Below are 23,467 nucleotides of genomic sequence, written 5' to 3' on the forward strand. Positions count from 1 at the left end.
CTACCAAACAGGCACATCAATGCCTTTTGAACTTTCGTCAATCACTTTTTTCACTTCATCAGTATGATAAGCCTTGACCAATTTTTTGATGGCATCAGCTTTTGGTGATTTCTCCCAACCCTTACGAGCGGAAATCACGTTAATCCACTGCTTAGAGTTCTCCCCAACTTTTTCCGTTAAGATAGAGGTCTTATAGTCTAGGTTAGCGGCTACAGCATAGTTGTTGTTGACAAAGGCTGCATCCACTGAGCTAAGGGCGTGTGCTGTTTGACTAGCCTCTAACTCCTCGATTTTAAATTTCTTTGGATTGTCTGTGATATTGGCGATTGTCGCAAATTTATCACCAGACACATTGAGCTTGATGAGCCCTGCATCTGCTAAGATATAGAGAACACGACTTTCATTGGTCGGATCATTTGGAATGGCAATGGTGGCACCGTCTGGAAGATCCTTCACATCTTTGTACTTGGCTTTACCACTACCATCAATGCCTGAGAAGAGGTGAATCGGGCTGATAATGGTGTCTGCCACCGCTACAATATCACCCTTGTGCTCCTTGTTCCAGTTGTTCATGAAATTGTAGTGCTGAAAGGCATTGACATCAATCTCGTCATTAGCCAGCGCCTTATTGGGCTGTGAATAATCCGTGAACTCGGTGAACTTCAAGGTCACATCTTCTTTTTTAAGAAGCTCCTCGATTTTCTTCCATCTGGCTTCGTCTGACTCACTCTTGGTCATGACCCCAATCTTGATGGTATTTTTATCATCTGCAGACTTCTTTGCCCCGCAAGCCACGAGTACCAAGCCGACTGCCAAAGAGACACTAGCGATTCCTAATAGTTTTTTCCAATTCATAAGGTCTCACCCCTTCTTGTTTGATGGTCCTATTATCTCACAGGGGATTATAAAAATCAAAGTGTTATTTTTTAGTCATTATTATAGTTTTAAACTATATGGTTATCTTTTTATGAATCTGACCGTACCAAAAAAGTCTGAGAGATACTCTCCCAGACTGGTCTCATGATTATTTCACATCCTCTTCTTTTGGCAGGTAGTTGCCTTCGAGGTATTTTTCAGATAGCTTTTCGAGGGTGCCATCTTTGTAGAGTTCCTTGATGCGTTTATCCGCAAAGGCTTGGAGGTCTTTTTGGTCATGACCAAAGATGAGGTAAACGTAAGGTTGTTGATCGCTTGGCATATCAATCACCTTCAAGTTATCTAGACCTTGGCTCTTGATGATGGCGTTCACGGCAATCTTATCAAAAATCTTAAAGTCGTATTGCCCTTCATTGACATTACGAAGCATGGTACTGATGTTTTCGCTGGTGTAGTTGAGTTTGACAGGGTTGCTGTCATGCTCTTTATTGAAAGCCTCTAGCTGGGCAGCTGAGGTCGTTCCTTGAACAACCTGAGTAGAGTGCCCGACAATATCGTCATAAGACTTGATGTTACTGTCTTTTGGTACGACCAAAACGTTAGGGTTAGAAGCGATAGGGTTTGAGTAGAGGTACTTATTTGCCCGCTCCTTGGTGTAGCTGATATTGTTGGCACCCATTTGGAACTTATCGCTATCTAGTCCAGTAAAGATAGAAGACCATTCTGTCTTTTGATAGGTCACTTCATACTTGTCGCTATCCTTAAAGATCGCTTTTGCTACCTCAATGTCATAGCCAGTGAGGTTGCCTTTTTCATCTTCATAAGAGAAGGGACGAGTTGTTCCAACAGTTGCTAGGGTGATTTTTTCTTTTCCTTTTGAGCTACTATCTGATGACTTGCTGTTATTTGAGCCACATGCCGCTAGAAGCGCTACGGTTGCAAGGGATAAGGCACCAAAACTCAAGATTTTTTTCAAAGACATACGTTTACTCCTTTGCTGTTCTTTCTCATTATTCTACCATGTTTGATGGTCTTTGACCAATACCATTTCCTTATCAGAGTGATAGGGTCAAGTTATCAAAGCCAAGTATGGAGCCGTATTTTATACTAAAAAAGCGTATTTTTTTCCTTTGAAAAAACTGAAAACTCAAATATCATTGACAAGAGCGACCTTTTAGCCTATAATAGATTGTATTATTATTTTTATAAGGAGATTGTTATGCAAAATAACGAAAAGACTTTTCTAGGACATCCTAGAGGTCTTGCGACGCTCTTCTTCACAGAGATGTGGGAGCGTTTCAGTTACTACGGTATGCGCGCTATCCTCCTCTTTTACATGTATTATAGCGTGTCTAAGGGTGGATTAGGATTTGACAAGGCGACTGCTGCTTCTATTATGTCCATCTATGGTTCTTTGGTTTACCTTTCTGGAACCATCGGTGGTTTTGTAGCAGACAGGCTACTTGGTACCCGTAAAACCGTCTTTTACGGTGGGGTTCTTATCATGCTTGGTCACATCGCTCTTGCCCTACCATTTGGTGCCTCAGCCCTCTTTGCTTCTATGGCCCTCATCATCATCGGAACTGGTTTTTTGAAGCCAAACGTTTCTGAAATGGTCGGAAGCCTTTATAAGGAAAACGACACCCGTCGTGATGCTGGATTTTCTATCTTCGTCTTTGGGATTAACTTCGGTGCCTTTATCGCGCCTTACGCGGTTGGCTACCTTGGTCAAGATGTCAACTTCCACCTTGGTTTCTCACTCGCTGCCATCGGAATGTTCTTTGGTTTGGTCCAATATGTGATTGACGGACGCAAATACCTTCCAGAAAGCACACTAAAACCAACTGACCCACTAAAACCAGAAGAAAAAGCAACCTTTACCCGCAATACAATCATTGCCCTTCTTGCCCTCGCTGGCTTGGTACTTGTTGCTTGGTTGACTAATTCCTTTAATGTTGAAAACGTGGTTAACTTCTTCACCATTGTGGCGCTTGTTATACCTGTTTACTACTTTATCAAGATTCTCTCTAGTCCAAAAATCACCAGTGATGAGCGTTCACGCGTTCTCTCTTATATCCCGCTTTTCATTGCAGGAGCACTTTTCTGGGCGATTGAGGAGCAAGGAGCGGTCGTTTTGGCTCTCTTTGCAGACGAGCAAACACAGCTTGCCTTTAACATCTTTGGGAACAACATCAGCATTCCATCAAGCTTCTTCCAAAGTTTGAACCCACTTTTTGTCATGCTTTATGTCCCAATCTTTGCCAGCCTTTGGTCTAAATTAGGTGACAAGCAACCATCTTCACCTGCCAAGTTCTCTTACGGACTTGTTGCAGCTGGGCTTTCTTTCATCTGGATGATGCTTCCGATTGCCCTTCATGGTGTCAATGCCAAGGTTAGCCCTTGGTGGTTGGTCGGTAGCTGGGCTATCATCATTATCGGTGAGATGCTCATCTCTCCAATCGGTCTATCAGTAACGACCAAGCTCGCACCAAAAGCCTTCAAGGCACAAATGATGAGTATTTGGTTCTTGACTAGTGCAGCTGCCCAAGCCTTTAACGCACAGGTCGTTAAATTCTACACCAAAGAAACTGAAATGGCGTACTTTGGTATCATCGGTGGTATGGCTATCGGACTTGGTCTCATCCTCTTTCTCATGGTCCCACGCATCAAAAAATTGATGGCAGGGATTCAATAATCAGAACATCTGAAAGCTTCAAGCTCTTCAGATTGTGACTAAAAAATCAAACCGTTTGGAGTTTTCCAAACGGTTTTTATCTATTTTAAAAATCAGCTACATTGTGGTAAACTTTTTGAACATCATCGTCGCTTTCAAGAGCATCAACGAGTTTTTCAAAGGTGGCAAGGTCATCCCCTTCCAAGGTCACTTCTGATTGAGGAATCATTTCTAACTCGGTCACTTGGAACTCTGCAATGCCAGATTCACGAAGGGCTACAATAGCCTTATGCAAATCGGTTGGGGCAGTGTAAACCGTGATGGTCCCATCTTCTGCTTCTACATCTTCCACATCAACGTCCGCTTCAAGCAGTTGCTCAAAGATACTATCTGCATCCTCTCCTGCAAAAACGATGACTCCTTTTTTATCGAAAAGGTAAGAAACAGAACCAGCTGCCCCCATGTTACCGCCATTTTTACCATAAGCAGCACGTACATTTGCCGCAGTACGGTTGACGTTTGACGTGAGGGTATCGACGATAATCATCGAACCATTTGGTCCAAAGCCTTCATAACGTCCCTCTACGAAAGTCTCATCAGTATTGCCTTTTGCCTTGTCAATAGCCTTATCAATGACGTGTTTTGGCACTTGTGCTTGCTTGGCACGTTCCAAGACAAATTTGAGGGCTGAGTTGGATTCTGGATCTGGCTCCCCTTGTTTTGCTGCTACATAGATTTCCACACCAAATTTGGCATAAATTTTAGAATTTGCGCCGTCTTTGGCGGTTTTTTTCGCCACAATATTGGCCCATTTGCGTCCCATAAAGAGTCTCCTTCTTCTTTTATCAGTCCTTTTTATTATATCACGTTGTCCAAAAATGGTAAATGGTTAGATAATTTTTCTAACAAAATTCTGTCAAAAATCAGATATAAATTAAGCATTAATTTTATCAACTGCGAAGTATAAATCATAAGATTTTCTGGAAAGTTTTTTCTCACCATCAATTTCCATTTGTCTCCACGTCTCTTTTGGTACGACAATACTGAGAAACTCTTGTTTATCTTCTTCTTTTTTACTCAAGCGAATAGCAAAAATAAACACATCATTCTTCTCAATAGTCTCTGGTGATAAACCATGCCAAGATCTTATTCCTGTTTGCTCGTAAGTTTTGTCATTTTCTTCATTATAATTGGCACTTAATGATACCCAACATTCTTTGCCTTCTAAATCTTGCTTACTCTTTATCAACTCTATAATCTTATTCTTGACAGCTTTGTTAGTTCTCAATGAAATATCAGAAATTTTATAAGCTTTTATGTCATACTTTGGATTTGAAAGATTAATTTTCTTATCTCGTGTTTCTCTAATTTCCTCATCGAATTTATCAATCTTCCCAGAATCATTTGGATTTTCTGTTACTTCTTCGCTATTTTGAGTTTGCGTATCTGTAAACTCGGCAGACTTGCTACTTTGAGTTTGTTTCTCTGTAGGCTTAGTAGCTTCGCTCCGTGTTTCTTCAGGTGGATATGGATTTCCGTCTTTATCTTGACAATAGATGTAACTTATACTATCTTCATCTTTTACTTTGTTTAATTTACAATATTTAAGAGTAAAGCTATCTTGATTACTAATATCATTAAATAGGTCATTAACTCTCGATGTAGTGAAATCAATACCTAATATTAGATGTTTATTAGTTCTCGTAAGTTTTCTGATTTTTTCTTTCTTCTCTTCCGCTTTCTTCTCTTCCGCTTTCTTCCTTTCTTCTTTCTCTTCCTTATTTTCTTCCTCTTCTTCCTTCTTCTTTTTCTCTTCAAAACCTAGATACTCTAAAATCTTATCGTTCGTCTTCGTTACAGAATCAATCAACTCCATATCAAATTTAACATCAGAATCAGATTCAGGATCTTCTAATTTCGCGAGATAACTTTGAAAAGAATAAAATAGATAATAGTAATCTATTAGTAGTGAAGCGTCTGGAAAATTATGTTCAAAATCTTTTTTTCTACTTTCTATTCCAGCTAATAAAAAATCAATCTGACTGATTACAATCATCGTATCTTTCTTATCCTGCATCAACTTTAAAATATCTTGAAAATGTTCTTGCAGTTCATCTTTCATTCTCGATAACTTTTCTTCCCTATTTTTCTTGATTTCTTCCTTCCAAGTTATCGCTGTTGGAAAAGCAATTAAAATAGTTGCTAGAATTTCACCTTGTGATAATTGTTCACATAGATTTTTCACAAAACTCCCTATGAGAGGAATATAACAAGAATAAAACTTGCCGACAATAAGAATAACATCAACTATTAAACCAATAGAAGCACCTCTTATAATCGGAAGCCATCCATTTGATAAGACTTTGTCAATTTTTTTTGATTTTTCTTCCTTTATACTCTCATTTTATCCTTCCTGCCACAAGACCCGTCGGCCAAAATTCTGTTCGGAGATATTGGCATGTCCGAGTTGGTAGATCTGATCAGCTCTTTGGCTGGTGCTATCCCAAGGTTTTTGACCAATCCGTGTCACCAGTTCCACCTGATGTTTGATGCTAGATAAGTGTTCTCTGCCTTTTTGAGAAAAGCCAAGGATTCGCACTGCATTGGGCAGGGGGCTGTCTTTGGCACCGACCAAAATATAAGCCAGTAGGCGTCTAATTCTTGCCTTGGTGTAACGTTTGGTTGCGACCTTGGCTACTAAGTCCTCTAGGTTGGTCGCTGTTTTGACGGCTTCCTTGATGCGACTAGCGATTTCTTGATTAACTTGGAAAAAGTCGGTCAAATCAGGTGTCACTAAAATCTGATAACGCAGAAGTTCCCAATAATTATCCCAAGACACCAAAGTTGAAGACAGTAAGAGGTCTGCATCTGGCATGACCCGACTCAAGAACGCCTTATCATCGAGATGGTGACGAATGGCAGAGGCGGACGCCAAATCGGTCTCCTTTTCCAGCGAATGAAAACCAGCGCCCAGACGCTGAACAGGAGCTAAATAGATGGAGCGATCCACGCAGGCTTTGACATAAGCTAACGCCAAGATATGATTGGGAGTCTCGCCTGTAAAAGCAAGACCTGTAAAGGTCTGCCACATGGCCTGCGTTTTTTGAGGGTAGGAGAGATGCGAAGGGAGACTTGCTAGAAAAGCCGTCATCTCCTCTTTTTTTTCCTTGTAGATAGCTAGACAATGGTTATAGTCCACCATTTCTTCGGTGCCAAAGGTCAACTGCTCAATCTCTAGGCGATCTAAAATCGACACCGCTCCTTGAGCAAAATAATCAGCCGACTGACAACTCACCAAAAAAGGCAACTCCACCACTACATCTGCTCCTTGAGCCAGCGCCATCTTAGCCCTCGTCCACTTGTCCACCAGAGCCGGTTCCCCACGTTGTGTGAAATTGCCGCTCATGGCAATGATTTTAGTCCCCTTTGCCTGCTCTAAGAGGTACTGATGGCCATTATGAAAGGGATTAAATTCTGCAATAATACCGGTTACTGTCATTTTTGCGCCACAAAAAACCAACGTTTGCTGGTGTCATCTGGAGCCTGATCGGTAAAGTCGGCATAGACCGCAACCTGCTTAAAACCGGCCTGCTCTAGTAAGATATCATAGGTCAACAGTTCATAGGTCCGCTCTTCATGGTATTCATCAAAACGGGTAAAACGACCGTCCTTGTCCTTGACAAAAAAGGTCAATTCATGAACGATGGAATGTGGCGGCTCATCTGGGTAACTGTCCCAGACAAAGGCAAAATCCTCAGCATTTTCATGATAACTATAACCCGGAAAGACCTCATCAATCTGGTAGGTCGAATGGACATCAAAGATAAAGATGCCCCCCTCATTCAAATGCTCTGCCACTTGGACAAAGACATCGCCCACCTCTACCTCATCTGCCATGTAGCAAATCGAATCCGAATAGCAGGTCACTGCATCAAACTGCCCCAGAGCAGACAAATCAAGCATATTCCCCTCAACGAAGGTGATGTCTGCCTTAGCTTCCTGCGCACGTTTTTGGGCGAGTGCCAGCATCTCAGCACTCAAGTCTAGACCCGTCACCTCAAAACCAGCCTCCGAAAAACGTAGGGACTGAATCCCTGTGCCACAAGCCAGTTCCAAGAGCGCTTTCTTCCCTTTAGGGATATGGCGTAAACTAAAATCTGTCCACTGATCGTAAAGACTATCGTCCATAATCGCATCATAAACCTGAGCAAAAGTCTCGTAACTCCTCATTTTTTCTCCTCTCTCTTAAACAAGATACAAATGCCGTAGGGTGGGGTTCAATTTCACTTGTCAGTGATAAAGGTCACTCACAACAAGATAAAAGACCCAAAGCCATCTTTCAAGCAAAGAAGGAGTTGCACTAGCTTGGTCAACTCCTTTCATCTTCTATAAAAATGCGCTACCTTCTGCTGTTATGGCCTCATGCCATAATTTTTCGAGATTATAGTGGCTACGTTCATCTTCTAAGAAGAGATGTACCACGATACTTCCAGCATCCAAAAGGACCCAGCCTGCTTGACTATCGCCCTCAATAGAAACAGCTAGCCCATCTTTTTCTTTAACACTTTCTCTGATATGATCTGAAATAGCATCTAGCTGACGGGTATTCATCGCAGTCGCTAGGATGAAATAATCACAGACCGTCGTCAAGGCTTGAAGATCCATCACCAAGATGTCTTCGGCACGTTTTTCATCCATGGCTTGAACCATGGTTTGAATCAATTGATTTTCCTTCACACATTACCTCATTTTCTGTTTTATGCTGTCAAGGCCCTATTTAACGGCCCTGTTTATCTAAATAGCCGATAAAGGCATTATAGGTTTCTAAACTTTGGGGATAGATGGGTTTGCCCTGCTCGATCAAGTAAGCTAGGGTCTTAGATGCTTCAAAAGCGACTGCTTGATCCAAGGAGATCTCTGCCAAATGTCTAGCAATTTCCACACCTGGGAAATCTCTGGTCTCCTCAATATAGTCTGCCACATAGACAATCTTATCTAGAGTTGTCATCTCAGCTGAACCAACCGTATGAAGGGCAATTGCCCGCAAAATGTCCGTATCTGTTATTCCTAGTTCCTCAGAAACCAAGTAACTGCCTAGAAGCCCATGCCAGATATTATTCCCCCATTTTGACAAGGTCTGATCTGAGTCATAGGCTTGAAAATCCTCGTTTGAACATTCCTTGGCATAGTCATGAAGAAGAGCAGCCAGACCTGCTTTTTCTGGGTCATAATCATAGCGTTTCGCTAGTTCGATAGCTGCTTTTTCCACCGCTAGGGAATGCTTGAAGCGTTTGTCGCTCATCCTGCGCCATAATTGGCGCAAGAGTTCCTCACGTCCTTGGGGCACATAAGATTCATAGGTCATCATCGGTATAAGCCTTCTTTCTCAATATAGTCCAACACTGGCTGAGGGAGGAGATAGTGGGGTTTCTTCCCCTCCTTAATCGCTCGTCTAATCATACTAGAGGAAATATCCATCAAGGGCACATCCACCCAAATGATGGGATAAGAGGTCCCGACCTTATACTTGGGACGCTGTACCCCAACAAATTGCACTAGCTGAAGCAGCTCATCAATCCGGTGCCACTTGGGCAGGTAGTCCACCATGTCCGCTCCAATGATAAAGTAGTAATCCACATCAGGATTGGCAGTCGTCAATGCTTTCATGGTGTCGTAGGTATAGCTGACCCCTTTTCGGTCCAGCTCTGTCCTATCAAGATGCAGGTCTGGATTGTCTGAAATGGCTAGCGAAAGCATCTTGACCCGATGTTTTTCATCGATGGTCTCTTTTTTATCCACATGTGGTGGGAGGTATTCTGGCAAAAGCAAGACCTCATCGAGACCTAACTGTTGCCTGACTTGGTCTGCAATGACCAAATGCGCCTGATGGACAGGGTTAAAATTCCCCCCTAAAATGCCGACTTGACGGCGGTTGGTGTCTTTGGGTTCTTGTTCTAACTCCACCTTGGTAAAAGGGGTTAAGAGTTCAATAGCCATATAACCTCCTAGACGCTTAAATGGCTTTCACCTTTGGTGAGAGCTTGCGATTTTCTTTTTTAGCGGATTCCTTGTAAAGAATCAAGATCCGCCCGATTTTTAAGACCGTATCAATCCCCATTTCGTCTTCCAAAATCTCAGACACGTCATGAATATCCTCATCCGTATTTTGCAACAAAGTCACCTTGATGAGTTCTCTAGCATCAAGCGCCTGTCTGATACTGGTTTTGATTTGGTCATTGAGACCATTTTTCCCAATCTGAACGATGGGTTTTAAGCTATGGGCTTCACTCTTTAAAAATGCCCGTTGTTTACTGGTTAACATCACTATCCTCTTTCTAAATAATGGCTTCGCGAAGAAGCACCCCAACTCCTGCTGGTGCCCAAGCAGCTATCTTTCCTGGTTTTGCGACCCGAATCCAGCCAAGACCTGAAAAGACCACATCCGATTTGGCTGTAATGGTCAATTCGTGCCTCACCAAAGGGGGAAAATCAGCTAATTGATTCGCTCTTGGTGGGGAAAGTAAATCACCTTTATGCTTGTCATAAAAGGCATCCGCTCCCTCTAATTTGGTCCGATGGATGAGAAGGCCATTTTCAAAATAGCCGGTCATCCCTTGTTTTTCCCCTTCGATATAATCAAAGCGGGCAAGACCTGCTAAAAAGAGGGTTTGATCACTGTTGAGCTGGTAGGTCTTGGGTTTGATTTCTTTTTGTGGACTTACCAAGCGAAGGTCCTTGGCCTCAAGGTAATGGGCCATCTGGTGGCGATGGATAATCCCCGGTGTATCATAGAGGTAGCTACCATCGTCAAGCGGAATCTCAATCTTATCCAGCGTCGTCCCTGGAAAACGTGAGGTGGTGATGACATCCTTGGTGCCGGTGACCTCTTGGATGATGGCATTGATGAGGGTGGATTTGCCCACATTGGTTACCCCAACAATATAGACATCACGGCCCTTACGGTAGTGATCAATCGCCTCGATCACCTCTTTGATGGATTGCCTATTCTTAGCACTGGTCAAGACCACATCCAAAGGATGTAAGCCTTCTTCTTTAGCCCTCTCCAAGAGCCAATGCTTAATCTTTGCATCCTTAACGGACTTAGGCAGGATGTCTTTTTTATTTCCCACAAGGAGAATATCTTGCCCTGCAACAAAACGAGGGAGATTGGGAATGACCGATCCATTGAAATCAAAGATATCCACCACATGAACGATTAAGGCCTGGCTCTCACCAACCTCATGGAGCAGTCGCAAAAAATCCTCGTCCGTCAAGCTCACATCAGCAATATCATTATAATGACGTAGCCTGAAGCAACGTTGGCAATAAACATCCCCTGTCTCCAAGCCCTTTTCTAAGGCTGCCTTTGGCGTATAACCAAGGCCATCCTTATCCTTTGTTTGGATAAGAACCCCACACCCGATACAATGTAATTCTTCTGCCACCTTAAATATCCTTTTTATAGTCTAATTTGCCATACTTGGCTTCGATTTGCGCCAAAACGCGCCTTTCTCTAGCTCGGTTAAACTTGGTATTCCAAGCATCTGACTGAACCAAGGGTCTCACCAAGATAGAGCGAATCCCTGCACGCTTGCTGGCTCTAATATCTGTCATCAGCTGATCCCCCACCATCACGGTCGCTTCACGGTTAAAACCATAGCGCTCAATCGCCTTATTGATCCCTCTGGTAAAAGGTTTCATCGCCCTGCTGACAAAGTCCACACCAAACTTTTCCACCGCCCGTTTGACCCGTGCGTGATTGTTATTAGACACCACCACAACGGGAATATCTGCCTTGGTCATGTCATCCAACCACTGGCGCAACTCTGGCGTGCCATCTGGATTATTCCAAGCAATGAGGGTATTATCCAAATCCACTAAAACCGCCTCAATGCCATGACGGCGCAGGCTATCTGGTTTTAAATCATACACCGCTTCAACAACAAAATCTGGTCGATAATCTTCGATACTCAAAACATACTCCACTTGATATAGTCCATTTTATTCTATCATAAATCGCTAAAAAAAGCAGGTAGAAACCCTAAAAAACCGCAAATCTCTTTGTTTTGCAACCGTTTACCTTTTGTGCTATAATGCCCTTGTAAACCCTAAAGAAATGAGGAACCAAGATGGACAAGACTGACATCATCACCCAATGTATCCAGCTCAGACATCAACTTCACGCCCATCCCGAGCTCTCTGGTCAGGAAGTCTGGACTAAGGCGACCTTGATCGACTTTCTCAAAGAGCGTAGCCAAAATCTCATCATCGTTGATAAAGGCAACTATTTCTACGCCAAGACGCTAGGGCAAGAGCCAAGCATCGCCTTTCGAGCAGACTTTGATGCCTTGCCTATTGCAGATGAAATCGACGCTCCCTATCGCTCAAAAATTCAAGGTGTGGGGCACAAATGCGGACATGACGGACACGCTGCGACACTGTGTGCTCTAGCTCTCATGGCTGATCAAAAACCTCCCAAGCGCAGCTGTATCTTCCTCTTTCAACCTGCTGAGGAAACTGGACAAGGGGCTAAGAGCTGCCTACCTATTTTTGAGGAGGAAAACATCTCAGAATTCTACGCCTATCACAACTACCCCGGCGAGCCTTTTCAAACCATCGCCATCAAATCAGGCGTCATGTGCCTGACCTCAAAGGGGGTGATCCTTTCTTTTCAAGGCAAGGCCTCTCATGCCAGTCAGCCAGAAGCAGGCATCAATCCTGCCTTTGCCATCGCAGAGCTGGTGCAACACATCGATACCCTCTCACAATCGCCTGATCTATTTCAAGATTTGGTGCGAATGACTATCATTCACGTCTTGGTCGGTGAAGCAGCCTTTGGAGTGTCAGCTGGCGAGGGGGTGTTACGTTTGACCATTCGGGCTGCTCTTGAAGAAGATCTGGCTCAACTCGAAAAGCTCATCCTGGATGAGGCTAGACGCTTGGCCAAGCTTCATCAACTCCAATTTAAATGGGAAGAACAAGATGTTTTTCCAGCAACCATCAACCATAAAGACGCCGTGGATAAGGTCTTTCAAGCCTGCAAGGATATTCAGCAAGACAGCAAAGTCCTCGATGAACCCTTTAGAGCTTCCGAAGATTTTGGGCATTTTCTCCATCAGGTCAAGGGAGCTATGATCTTTATGGGAGACGGTGTGGACTATCCTAAACTCCACACCACACCGTTTGATTTTCCTGATAGCTTGATCGAGCCGATGACACAGGTCTTTTGGCGCTTGATTGAAATGGATTAAGAGACTCATCTACTACCTCAAAAAGAGTTGGGATTTCCCAACTCTTTTTAGTCTTCTTTTAATTTAGCCAATTCTTCTTGAAGGAGTTTTTGCGCCACTTGTGGGTTGGCTTGTCCTTTTGTCGCCTTCATCAAAAATCCAGTAAAGGCTTTATCGGCATTGCGTTTTCCAGATTTGAAATCTGTAACAGCAGCCACCTGCTCTTCAAAAATTTGATGGATAATCGGAAGCAAGACGGCTGGATCTGAGATTTGCACAAGTCCTGCTTTTTCTACGTATTCCTTAGCAGAGCCACCATTTTTTGCCAGATGCACAAAGACTTTTTTGGCAATCTTAGACGAAATGGTTCCATCTGCGATAAGAGCAAGCATCTCAACGAGGTTTTCTGGAGTGAGCTGGATATTTTCCAAGGTCTTTTGCTCGCTGTTGAGGTACTGAGCCACCTCACCTTGTAGCCAGTTGGAGACCTGTTTGGCATCGCCACCCAGTACAACTGCTTTTTCAAAGAAATCTGAAACAGATTTGCTTGCGGTTAGTTGCTTGGCATCATAGTCTGTTAGCCCATAGTCTGCCACATATTTGGCACGTCTTTCCTTTGGAAAGGCAGGAAGTCCCTCACGCACACGCTCAATCCACTCGTCTTCGATCTCAAAGATTGGAAGATCTGGCTCTGGGAAATAGCGGTAATCCGCCGAACCTTCCTTGACCCGCATGAGAATGGTCTCACCAGTCGCTTCATCGTAGCGTCTAGTCTCTTGGCGGATCTGACCACCAGACCGCAAGATTTCTGCCTGACGTTTCTCCTCAAAAGCCAGACCTTTTCTCACGAAATTAAAGGAGTTGAGGTTTTTGAGCTCGGTTTTGGTTCCAAATTCCTCTTGACCGTAAGGGCGAATAGAGATATTGGCATCCACCCGCATGGACCCTTCCTCCATCTTGACATCTGAAATACCAGTGTATTGGATAATCTCCTTGAGGGCAGTCAGATAAGCATAGGCCTCTTCTGGGCTTCTCATATCGGCTTCTGAGACGATTTCGATAAGCGGTACTCCTTGACGGTTGAGATCCACATACGAATAGCCGTCTGTCCCGTGGGTGTTTTTCCCTGCGTCTTCTTCTAAGTGCGCTCTTTCGATACGGATTTTCTTGGTTGAGCCATCTTCTAGCTCAATTTCAATCCATCCATTGTAGCCAATGGGCTCATCAAACTGAGAAATCTGATAGGCTTTGGGATTGTCTGGATAGAAATAGTTCTTGCGATCAAAATGCATCTTTTGGTGAATATCCATATTGAGCGCTAGAGCCGCCTTGATCCCAAAATCAATCACACCCTTATTCATGACAGGAAGAACCCCTGGAAAGGCCCAGTCAATGATGTTGGTATTGGCATTTGGATCTTCTCCAAAATGCGCTGGAGCAGGTGAAAAGATCTTAGAATCCGTCTTTAACTCCACATGGACCTCTAGTCCGATAATGGTTTCAAAATTCATTTACTTGCTCCCTTCAAAAATGTGTGGTTTCTTGGTGTGATGATCCGTCGTTGCCTCAAAGGCTTCTGCCACCTGATAAATGGTCGCTTCATCAAAGGCTTTACCGATGAGCTGAAGTCCCACTGGAAGACCGTGTGCAAAGCCTGCTGGGATAGAGATAGCAGGTAGCCCAGCCATATTGACCGGAATGGTCAACAGGTCACCTAGATACATGGTCACCGGATCGTCAAGCTGCGTGCCTAGACCGTAAGCCACCGTCGGTGCCGTAGGCCCCAAGATCACATCATAATCCTCAAAGACCTTTCTAAAGTCCTCGCAAATCAAGGTTCTGACCTGACCCGCTTTTTTGAAATAAGCATCGTAATAACCAGATGAGAGACTAAAGGTTCCAAGCATAATCCGACGTTTCACCTCATCTCCAAAGCCCTCACTTCTGGTCTTGACATAGACATCTTCTAGATTTTCAATCCCCTCAGCCCTAAAGCCATAGCGAATGCCGTCAAAACGCTGGAGATTTGAAGAGGCTTCTGAAGACGCGATAATGTAGTAAACCGCAACCCCGTACTTGCTGTGAGGAAGACTAACCTCATGGATTTCAGCCCCCAAACTTTCTAGGTGACGAGCCGCAGCAAGGATCACTTCCTTGACTTTCTCGTCAATGCCTTCGCCCATGTACTCACGAGGAAGGGCAATCTTCATGCCTTTTAGACTTTCTCCCATCTTAGCTGTAAAATCAGGCACTTCACGCTTGCTTGAGGTCGCATCCCTCTCATCATGCCCTGAAACGGCACCAAGAAGCGCAGCGTTTTCCCTCACGGTCTGAGAAAAGGGTCCGATCTGATCCAAAGAGCTACCAAAGGCGATGAGACCAAAACGGGACACACGGCCGTAAGTCGGCTTCATACCAACCACACCGTTAAAGCTAGCTGGCTGTCTGATCGAACCTCCCGTATCAGAACCAAGAGAAAGTCTCACCTGACCAGAAGCCACAGCCGTTGCAGAGCCACCTGATGACCCTCCAGGAACCTTGGTCACGTCCCAAGGGTTCTTGGTCACTTTAAAGGCAGAGCTTTCAGTCGATCCTCCCATGGCAAACTCGTCCATGTTAGTCTTTCCAATCACTACCAAGTCCTTACTATAAGCTTTTTCAAGACTTGTCGCATCAAAAATCGGCTCGTAGTTATAGAGCATTTTAGAGGCTGCTGTGGTCAAAATCCCACGCGTAGAGATGTTATCCTTGACCGCAAGGGGAATCCCTGCTAGGACGTTTCTTTCATCAATGCCTTTTTCATCAATTTTTCTGGCTTGCTCAAGTGCCTTATCACCTGAGATCGTGATAAAGCTCTCCACCTCAGGCTCACGCGCTTCAATAGCTTTTAAGGTTTCCCCAGTTAATTCTTCTGCTGAGATTTCCTTTTTAACCAAGAGGTCGTGTAGTTCAAAAACGGTCTTATCATGCAAACGCATCAGGCATCTCCTCCCTCATCTAAAATGGCTGGCACTTTGATATAGTAGCCTTCTCTTTCTGGGACATTTTCAAACAGCTCATCACGATTCCAGCCTGGTTTTGCCTCATCTTCACGCATGCGGTTAAGGTTTTCAGCCACATTTGAGGTAAATGGCACACCAGTTGTATCCACTTCATCGAGCAATTCAACCATATCAACGATCTTTGATAACGTCGTAGCAAATTCTGCTGTCTTCTCTTCATCAAAAGCGAGCTTAGACAGTTTTGCCACATGGGTCACTTCTTCTTTGGTGATTTCCATGAGATTCTCCTTTTTTCTTATCTTTCTTATTCTACCATATTTTTCAAGACTTGGGGAGGTGTAGCGCCACTTTGAAAACGCCTCCTCATCTTCCAAGAAAGAAGGCCGCTCAAAACCATCCGCTCCCTCTTGCTTTAGCGGCGGTATTGTCTCAAAAAGCGGGTCAATTTTTCTTCCAACTGGGCGAGTTCATCCACCCTTGGCAGGTAAACGATGCGGAAATGATCAGGTTCATTCCAATGAAACCCACGTCCATGAACAAGGAGAACCTTCTCTTGTTTCAAAAAGTTAAGGACAAAATCTTCGTCATCATCAATGGCATAGATGTTGCGGTCAATTTTAGGGAAAATATAAAGACCGGCCTTGGGTTTAACTGCAGAAAGCCCTGGGATATTCTCAATCGCCTGATAGATAAAATTGCGCTGTTCATAGATTCTGCCCCCCGGTAGCAAAAGCTCATCCACGGACTGGTGACCACCTAGTGAGGTCTGGACGACCTGTTGGGCCAAAACATTGGAGCAAAGGCGCATATTCGCTAGCATATTGAGCCCCTCAATGTAGCCTTGGGCTTGCTTCTTATCGCCAGACAGAACCATCCAGCCCACACGAAAACCTGCGATGCGGTGGGACTTAGAAAGCCCATTCATGGTGACACAAAACACATCTGGTGCAAGGCTGGCAATGGGAATATGCTCCTCCCCGTCCATGACCACACGGTCATAAATCTCATCTGAAAAGAGGATGAGACCATATTTTCTAGCCAGAGCTACGATGCCTTCCAAGACCTCTCTAGGGTAGAGCGCCCCTGTTGGATTGTTGGGATTGATGAGGACAATAGCCTTGGTTCTAGGCGTGATCTTTTCCTCCATATCCGCAAGGTCTGGATACCAGCTCGCCGCTTCATCACAGTAATAATGCACCGCATTCCCACCAGCTAGACTAACGGCAGCTGTCCAAAGGGGATAATCCGGCATGGGCACAAGAACTTCATCGCCCGTATCAAGCAAGCCCTGCATGGCCATCACGATTAGTTCACTCACCCCATTGCCCAAATAAATGTCCTCCAGATCCACATCAGGGATACCTCTGAGCTGGCAATACTGCATAATCGCTTTTCTAGCTGAAAAAATTCCCTTAGAATCCGAATAACCCTCACTATCTCTCGCATTAACAATCAAATCACGAATAATCTCATCTGGTGCTGTAAAACCAAACTCAGCTGGATTTCCTGTGTTAAGGCGCAGAATCTTTTCTCCATTGGCCTTCATCCGCATGGCTTCTTCTAAGACTGGTCCTCTGATGTCATAAGCTACGTGTTCGAGTTTTTTTGATTTGTCAAAAAACGTCATGTCATGTCCTTCTTTCTGTTTTTAGGGTGGCTTTATTATACCATATTTTCCAAATTCTCTAACAAAAAAAGAAAAACACCAACAAAGACCCTTATCAACCGTTAGGGCAAAAAAAGAAGCTGGACATCCAGTCTAGCCTCTTTTCCCTATTTCTATTATCCTGTCACGATTTTTGCGCCAAGAACGTCTCTCATGTGCTCTAGAGCAAATTTGTGCCGCGCTTCATCAAGACTTGCGACGGCATCTGCCACCACTTCAATCTCATAGCCGAGATTATAAGCATCAATCGCCGTGTGCAAGACACAAATATCTGTCAAAACGCCTGTGAGCACGACCGTTTTCACTCCTCGCTCACGCAAATAGAGGTCAAGCCCTGTTCCAGCAAAAGCAGAATAACGACGTTTATCTAACCAGAGAACCTGCTCGTCTCCTTTGACCTCTTCATACCAGTCACCTAGCTGACCGTACAGGTCACGCCCCTTGGTACCTGCGATATTGTGAGGGGGAAAGAGCCGACTTTCTGGATGATACTGGTCATTTTCCTCATGTCGGTCAATACAAAAGACAATCACATTCCCTGCCTGATAGGCTTTTCTTGTCGCCTCAAAAATCGCAGTCGCAATCGCTTGAGCAGGAGTTCCTGCTGTCAGCTTTCCCTCATCAGCTACAAAATCAAAGGTATAATCAATGGACAATAACGCTCTTGTCATTAGCTGTGTTCCTTGATTTCATCAAAGAGCCCTTCGTTGAGCACCTTGATGTAAGTCCCCTTCATACCGAGCGAGCGACTTTCAATCACACCAGCGCTTTCCAGTTTTCTTAGGGCATTAACGATAACAGAGCGGGTAATGCCGATACTATCTGCAATCAAAGACGCTGTCAAGCGACCTTCTGTGCCATTCAATTCATTTAAAATTGCAGCTACTGCCTTGAGCTCCGAATAAGACAAGGTATTGACTGCCATAGTAACAGCCGTTTGCTTACGGATAGACTCTTCTAGCGTTTCACTTTGATGGTTGAGAAGTTGCAGACCTACAACGGTCGCAGCCAACTCTGCTAAGATGAGATCGTCATCATTAAAGGGTTGCTCATTTTTCCAAATGATGAGGGTTCCAAGACGAATACCGCTGCTATAAATCGGCACAATCGTGGTAAAGCCATTAGGATAAAGTTCATGCGACTCATAAGGGAAAATAGTCAACGAATGGCTAATCGGAAGATTCGCTTCCGTTTCAAACATACGATTAATCCCACTCAAATAATCACTTGGAAATTGGTGCGTTTCAAAGAGTTTTTCCGTGCGGTCATTGTGGGTCTTGTGTTTCATCACATAACCCAAAAAGGCACCCTTATCATCTACGATACAGACATTACAGTCAATGATATCAGATAATTGGGCAGCCATAATATTATAGGGAAGATCACCTTCTGCACGCTCCATTGAACGTTGCAAAATCGCTGAAATCTTCCTTGTTTTAGTTAATAAGGTTGTCATTGTTCCTCTCTTCTATTTTTTATTATCACTACTTTTCTTTCTCTTCAATTTTATTATAACAAAAAAGATTATTTTTTGCACAAAATTATTTAAAAAAATAGGAAAATGTCCTCAAATCTAGACATTTTTTCTGATAAAGTCAAAAAGTTCAAGCCTCATTTGCTTGAACTTTCTGATTTTCAGACATCTTCGCCCAGATGAATCTTGGGAACCAGATGCTCCACATAAGGTACGCCTTTTTCCTCCAAGAGCTCAATCGCAAAGGGATGGGGACGATAGGTGGTTTTATAAGTAATCTTTTTAATCCCCGCTTGCAGCAAAGCCTTGGTGCAGTTGATACAAGGAAAATGGGTCACATAAATCTCTGTATCGTTGGTTGAGATGCCTTCTTTGGCACACTGGATGAGAGCATTCATCTCCGCATGGACGGTCCTGATGCAGTGGCCCTTATCCATCTGATGTCCGACTTCGTTACAGTTTTTGGTCGCAGACACAGCACCATTGTAGCCGGTGGCAATGATGCGATTATTTTTCACCAAAACTGCTCCCACATAAGCCCGGTCGCAAGTAGAACGCTTGGAGATGAGTTCAGCATTGGCCATAAAATAATCCTGCCAAGACAGACGATCCATCCTAACCTCCAATCACAATCAAGTCCTTGGGCGCATGGGTCAAGACCTCACAGCCGGTTTCTGTGATGAGGAGATCATCTTCGATGCGCACCCCAAAACGCTCAGGCAGATAAATCCCCGGTTCATCCGTTATCACCATACCAGCTTTTAGCGTTTCGTCCGTCTTTCTAAAGAAAGGCAACTCATGAATATCTAATCCCATCCCGTGACCGATACCGTGGGTAAAGTAGCTGCCGTAGCCAGCGTCTTCGATGACCTGTCTTGCCACACCATCGTAGTCTGTGTAGGTCATGCCTGCCTTGGCTGCTGCGATCAAGGCTTGATTGCTTCGCAAGACGATATCATAAATGGCACGCTCCTCATCGCTCACCTGACCGATATGGATGGTTCTGGTCATGTCGCTGACATAGTGGTCATAGTAACAACCAAAATCAAGGGTCAAGCTCTCGCCAGACGCAATGACCTTGCTGCTGGCCACACCGTGGGGCATGGCAGAGCGGTAGCCACTCGCCACGATAAACTCAAACGAAGCTCCTGAGGCCCCCATCTGCCGCATGCGAGTATCAAGGAAATCCGCAATCTCTTTTTCAGTGTGGACATTGGGCTTGAGATAGTCCAGCACATCTAAAAAGGCTTGGTCTGAAATACGGCAGGCTTCCCGAATGGTCAAAATCTCCTGCTCGTCCTTAATCATGCGCAAATCCTCTACAAAATTGGTCATGGCCTGCAAGGTTTGTTTGGAAAAGATGGCCTTTAATTGCTCATAATAATGATAGGTCACTTCTGCGTCGAATCCAAGACTGGCTAAACCAGCAGACGAAATAATTTTTTCAATCTCAACCAAGGGCTCACGGGTCTCAATGATGTCAAATCCCTTGACCTTTTCCTTGGCGATGAGGGTATATCTGGCATCGGTCAAAAAGAGGCGGTGGTCTTTACTGATAAAGACCGTGCTTTCTGTTCCCCAAAAGCCCGTCAAGTAGTAAATATTATTTTGCCCAGTGACCAAGATTCCATCAACAGCTGATTGATCTAACTTTTCTAAAAATCGTTTCACACGTGTCATCCTACAAACTCCTTTTCTCATCTGTCATGCCTAATTTTTCCCGCAAATACTGGCCAGTATAGCTATCTTTGACTGCTGCCACCTCTTCTGGTGTGCCTGTGGCGATAATCTGACCGCCACCGACCCCACCTTCTGGACCAAGGTCCACCAAATAGTCGGCTGTTTTAATCACATCCAAGTTATGTTCAATGACCAAAACCGTATTTCCCTCTTCCACAAAACGCTCTAACACCTTGATTAGTCTTGCGATGTCATCGGTGTGCAGCCCTGTGGTCGGCTCATCGAGGATATAGAGGCTCTTTCCAGTGGAGCGCTTATGCAGCTCACTGGCTAGCTTCATACGCTGGGCTTCTCCACCAGATAGGGTGGTCGCAGATTGTCCCAAGGTCACATAGCCTAGTCCCACATCTTGGATGGTCTGGAGTTTTCTTGCAATCTTTGGAATGGCAGAGAAAAACTTGAGCGCATCATCAACGGTCATAGCTAGGATTTGGGCGATATTTTTCTCCTTATAGTGAACCTCTAGGGTCTCACTATTGTAGCGCGTTCCGTGGCAGACCTCACATGGCACATACACATCAGGCAAGAAGTGCATCTCAATCTTGATAATCCCGTCACCCGAGCAGGCTTCACAACGTCCTCCCTTGACATTAAAACTAAAGCGGCCCTTTTTATAGCCTCTGATTTTCGCTTCATTGGTTTGGGCAAAGAGTTCGCGAATATCGTCAAAGACTCCCGTATAAGTGGCTGGGTTGGAGCGTGGGGTTCGTCCGATAGGACTTTGGTCAATATCAATCAAGCGTTCGACATGCTCCACACCTAGAAGCGCCTCGTGGCGACCCGGCTTATCCGAATTGTGATTGAGCTTTTGTGCAATCGCCTTTTTCAAAATGCTATTGACCAAGGTTGATTTCCCAGAACCCGACACGCCTGTCACAGCGATAAAGGTCCCAAGCGGAAAAATCACATCCACATCTTTAAGATTATGCTCTTTTGCTCCCTTAATTTCAAGATAGCTGCCATTGCCTGCTCGCCTTTTTTCAGGCACTGGGATAAACTTTTTCCCAGACAGGTATTGCCCAGTGATGGACTTGCGGCTTCTCGCTACTTGCTTAGGCGTGCCTGCTGCGACGATTTCTCCGCCAAACTCACCAGCTCCTGGTCCCACATCAATCAAGTAATCCGCCTCTCGCATGGTGTCCTCATCGTGTTCCACCACGATCAAGGTATTACCTAAATCTCTCATCTTTTTCAGGCTTTCAATCAAACGGTCATTATCACGTTGATGGAGCCCGATGGAGGGCTCGTCAAGGACATAAAGCACACCACTCAAGTTAGAACCGATCTGCGTTGCGAGGCGAATCCTCTGGCTCTCTCCCCCAGAAAGGGTCCCTGCCGTCCGTGAGAGGGTCAGATAATTGAGTCCAACATTATTGAGGAAGGTCAAGCGATCCTTGATTTCCTTTAAAATCGGCTGGGCAATGACGGCTTGATTGTCTTTTAGATCAAGCGCCTCTAAGGTTTCCAAATGATCAGCGACAGAAAGATCTGACAACTGACCGATATGAGGCCCCTGCTCACTTTCCAGACGCACACAAAGCGCCTGCTCATTGAGGCGGTAGCCGTGACAGCTAGAACACGGTAGCTCATTCATATAGACCCGCATGGCTTCACGGGTGTAGTCACTGCTGGTTTCACGGTAACGGCGTTCAATATTATTGACCACTCCCTCAAAAGGAATATCAATATCTCTCACCCCACCAAATTCATTTTCATAATGAAAATGGAAGGTCTTTTCACCAGAACCATACAAAATAAGGTCTTTTTCTGCCGCATCCAAGTCCTCAAAGGCTGTATCCATATCCACCCCAAACTGCTCCATGGCTTGCTCTAGCATCATGGGATAGTAGTTAGAGGAAATAGGATTCCACGGCGCTAAAGCACCCTCACGCAGCGTTTTCTTGCTATCGGGCACCACCAGATCCAAGTCAACCTCTAGCTTACTGCCTAGCCCATCACACACCGGACAAGACCCAAACGGCGCATTGAAGGAAAAGAGACGAGGCTCAAGCTCTGGTACCGTAAAATGGCAAATGGGACAAGAATAATGCTCTGAAAACAGCAACTCCTTGCCGTCCATGGTATCAATGATGACGTAGCCCTCACCCAGACGCAGGGCTGCCTCGATGGAGTCAAAGAGCCGACTTCTGATGCCATCTTTATTGACCAAGCGGTCCACCACGACCTCGATGTCATGCTTTTTGGTTTTGGACAGCTCTGGCACCTCTGTGATGTCAAAAATCTCGCTATCGACTCTAACCCGCACATATCCATCCTTTTGAATGCGCTCAAAAACAGGCTTGTGCTGGCCTTTTTTCTTTCTAACCACAGGCGCTAAGATCTGCATCCGTGTTTTTTCTGGCAGAGCCAAGATCTGATCGACAATCTGCTCCACCGAAGTAGCGGTAATCGCACCATGCCCATTGATACAGTAAGGCGTCCCCACCCTCGCATAGAGCAACCTTAGATAGTCATTGATTTCCGTAACTGTCCCCACGGTTGATCTGGGATTGCGGCTAGTGGTCTTTTGATCGATAGAAATGGCAGGACTCAGCCCATCAATGGCATCCACATCTGGCTTATCCATATTGCCCAAAAACTGCCTCGCATAAGCAGACAAGCTCTCAACATAGCGCCTTTGCCCTTCAGCATAAATGGTATCAAACGCCAGACTAGACTTGCCTGAACCAGAAAGACCCGTCATCACAACCAATTTATCTCGTGGAATCGTCACGTCTATATTTTTTAAATTATTGGCACGCGCACCGCGCACGATAATCTTATCTTGCATGGATTTCCTTTCTA

23 protein-coding genes are annotated in these 23,467 nt (G+C 44.7%); 2 read left to right on the forward strand and 21 right to left on the reverse strand.

The window, feature by feature from the left end:
- Both ACZ49W_RS07185 and ACZ49W_RS07190 read right to left on the reverse strand, forming a co-directional pair.
- On the reverse strand, positions 1–855 hold the full coding sequence (locus tag ACZ49W_RS07185; RefSeq protein ID WP_464814636.1) for a MetQ/NlpA family ABC transporter substrate-binding protein: 855 nt from the start codon (positions 853–855) through the stop codon (positions 1–3).
- A 169-nt stretch (positions 856–1,024) separates the two neighbouring features.
- Positions 1,025–1,858, reverse strand: a complete 834-nt coding sequence (locus tag ACZ49W_RS07190; RefSeq protein WP_464814637.1) for an amino acid ABC transporter substrate-binding protein — start codon at positions 1,856–1,858, stop codon at positions 1,025–1,027.
- A gap of 303 nt (positions 1,859–2,161) precedes the next feature.
- On the opposite strand from ACZ49W_RS07190, the gene ACZ49W_RS07195 reads away from it, so the two are divergent.
- The gene (locus tag ACZ49W_RS07195; protein ID WP_464814973.1) at positions 2,162–3,571 is read left to right on the forward strand and encodes a peptide MFS transporter; all 1,410 of its coding nucleotides are present in this window, start codon (positions 2,162–2,164) and stop codon (positions 3,569–3,571) included.
- An 85-nt stretch (positions 3,572–3,656) separates the two neighbouring features.
- On the opposite strand, the gene ACZ49W_RS07200 is transcribed toward ACZ49W_RS07195, so the two are convergent.
- From ACZ49W_RS07200 to ACZ49W_RS07245, 10 genes are all read right to left on the reverse strand, one after another.
- Entirely contained in the window at positions 3,657–4,373 is a 717-nt protein-coding gene (locus ACZ49W_RS07200; protein ID WP_464814638.1) for a YebC/PmpR family DNA-binding transcriptional regulator, read from the reverse strand.
- A gap of 111 nt (positions 4,374–4,484) precedes the next feature.
- Positions 4,485–5,795 (reverse strand): hypothetical protein, encoded by a 1,311-nt coding sequence (locus ACZ49W_RS07205; protein WP_464814639.1) that lies wholly within the window; start codon positions 5,793–5,795, stop codon positions 4,485–4,487.
- 159 nt (positions 5,796–5,954) lie between these two features.
- Complete coding sequence (locus tag ACZ49W_RS07210) at positions 5,955–7,049, reverse strand: nucleotidyltransferase (RefSeq protein WP_464814640.1); 1,095 nt, start codon at positions 7,047–7,049, stop codon at positions 5,955–5,957.
- Positions 7,046–7,780 carry a class I SAM-dependent DNA methyltransferase gene (locus ACZ49W_RS07215; RefSeq protein WP_464814641.1) on the reverse strand — a complete coding sequence of 245 codons (735 nt, stop codon included), beginning with the start codon at positions 7,778–7,780 and terminating at the stop codon, positions 7,046–7,048. Before ACZ49W_RS07215 ends, ACZ49W_RS07210 begins: the two co-directional genes overlap by 4 nt.
- A gap of 156 nt (positions 7,781–7,936) precedes the next feature.
- The gene (gene rsfS / locus ACZ49W_RS07220; protein WP_464814642.1) at positions 7,937–8,287 is read right to left on the reverse strand and encodes a ribosome silencing factor; all 351 of its coding nucleotides are present in this window, start codon (positions 8,285–8,287) and stop codon (positions 7,937–7,939) included.
- 40 nt (positions 8,288–8,327) lie between these two features.
- The gene (gene yqeK / locus ACZ49W_RS07225) at positions 8,328–8,915 is read right to left on the reverse strand and encodes a bis(5'-nucleosyl)-tetraphosphatase (symmetrical) YqeK (protein ID WP_464814974.1); all 588 of its coding nucleotides are present in this window, start codon (positions 8,913–8,915) and stop codon (positions 8,328–8,330) included.
- On the reverse strand, positions 8,915–9,547 hold the full coding sequence (locus ACZ49W_RS07230) for a nicotinate-nucleotide adenylyltransferase (RefSeq protein WP_464814643.1): 633 nt from the start codon (positions 9,545–9,547) through the stop codon (positions 8,915–8,917). The genes yqeK and ACZ49W_RS07230 overlap by 1 nt, the downstream gene beginning before the upstream one ends.
- Positions 9,548–9,563: 16 nt before the next feature.
- Complete coding sequence (gene yhbY, locus ACZ49W_RS07235; RefSeq protein WP_464814644.1) at positions 9,564–9,872, reverse strand: ribosome assembly RNA-binding protein YhbY; 309 nt, start codon at positions 9,870–9,872, stop codon at positions 9,564–9,566.
- Between the two features lie 13 nt (positions 9,873–9,885).
- Positions 9,886–10,995 carry a ribosome biogenesis GTPase YqeH gene (gene yqeH / locus ACZ49W_RS07240; protein WP_464814645.1) on the reverse strand — a complete coding sequence of 370 codons (1,110 nt, stop codon included), beginning with the start codon at positions 10,993–10,995 and terminating at the stop codon, positions 9,886–9,888.
- A gap of 1 nt (position 10,996) precedes the next feature.
- Positions 10,997–11,524 (reverse strand): YqeG family HAD IIIA-type phosphatase, encoded by a 528-nt coding sequence (locus tag ACZ49W_RS07245; protein WP_464814646.1) that lies wholly within the window; start codon positions 11,522–11,524, stop codon positions 10,997–10,999.
- Positions 11,525–11,679: 155 nt separating this feature from the next.
- On the opposite strand from ACZ49W_RS07245, the gene ACZ49W_RS07250 reads away from it, so the two are divergent.
- Positions 11,680–12,801, forward strand: a complete 1,122-nt coding sequence (locus ACZ49W_RS07250; RefSeq protein ID WP_464814647.1) for an amidohydrolase — start codon at positions 11,680–11,682, stop codon at positions 12,799–12,801.
- 47 nt (positions 12,802–12,848) lie between these two features.
- On the opposite strand, the gene gatB is transcribed toward ACZ49W_RS07250, so the two are convergent.
- The 9 genes from gatB to uvrA form a co-directional block, all read right to left on the reverse strand.
- Positions 12,849–14,291: an Asp-tRNA(Asn)/Glu-tRNA(Gln) amidotransferase subunit GatB gene (gene gatB, locus ACZ49W_RS07255; protein WP_464814648.1), complete on the reverse strand. Its 1,443-nt coding sequence runs from the start codon at positions 14,289–14,291 to the stop codon at positions 12,849–12,851.
- Positions 14,292–15,758, reverse strand: coding sequence for an Asp-tRNA(Asn)/Glu-tRNA(Gln) amidotransferase subunit GatA (gene gatA, locus ACZ49W_RS07260; protein WP_464814649.1), 1,467 nt, complete (start codon positions 15,756–15,758; stop codon positions 14,292–14,294).
- Entirely contained in the window at positions 15,758–16,060 is a 303-nt protein-coding gene (gatC, locus tag ACZ49W_RS07265) for an Asp-tRNA(Asn)/Glu-tRNA(Gln) amidotransferase subunit GatC (RefSeq protein WP_464814650.1), read from the reverse strand. Before gatC ends, gatA begins: the two co-directional genes overlap by 1 nt.
- 134 nt (positions 16,061–16,194) lie before the next feature.
- Entirely contained in the window at positions 16,195–17,409 is a 1,215-nt protein-coding gene (locus ACZ49W_RS07270; protein WP_464814651.1) for a pyridoxal phosphate-dependent aminotransferase, read from the reverse strand.
- A 155-nt stretch (positions 17,410–17,564) separates the two neighbouring features.
- Positions 17,565–18,119, reverse strand: coding sequence for a cysteine hydrolase family protein (locus ACZ49W_RS07275; protein WP_464814652.1), 555 nt, complete (start codon positions 18,117–18,119; stop codon positions 17,565–17,567).
- Positions 18,119–18,904 carry a GTP-sensing pleiotropic transcriptional regulator CodY gene (gene codY, locus ACZ49W_RS07280; RefSeq protein ID WP_464814653.1) on the reverse strand — a complete coding sequence of 262 codons (786 nt, stop codon included), beginning with the start codon at positions 18,902–18,904 and terminating at the stop codon, positions 18,119–18,121. Before codY ends, ACZ49W_RS07275 begins: the two co-directional genes overlap by 1 nt.
- Before the next feature lie 179 nt (positions 18,905–19,083).
- The gene (locus ACZ49W_RS07285; RefSeq protein ID WP_464814654.1) at positions 19,084–19,536 is read right to left on the reverse strand and encodes a deoxycytidylate deaminase; all 453 of its coding nucleotides are present in this window, start codon (positions 19,534–19,536) and stop codon (positions 19,084–19,086) included.
- A gap of 1 nt (position 19,537) precedes the next feature.
- On the reverse strand, positions 19,538–20,602 hold the full coding sequence (locus ACZ49W_RS07290; RefSeq protein WP_464814655.1) for a M24 family metallopeptidase: 1,065 nt from the start codon (positions 20,600–20,602) through the stop codon (positions 19,538–19,540).
- Between the two features lies 1 nt (position 20,603).
- On the reverse strand, positions 20,604–23,453 hold the full coding sequence (uvrA, locus tag ACZ49W_RS07295; RefSeq protein ID WP_464814656.1) for an excinuclease ABC subunit UvrA: 2,850 nt from the start codon (positions 23,451–23,453) through the stop codon (positions 20,604–20,606).
- Positions 23,454–23,467 lie beyond the last annotated feature (14 nt).

It is taken from the genome of Streptococcus sp. STR1/CE/0325 (assembly GCF_055386095.1).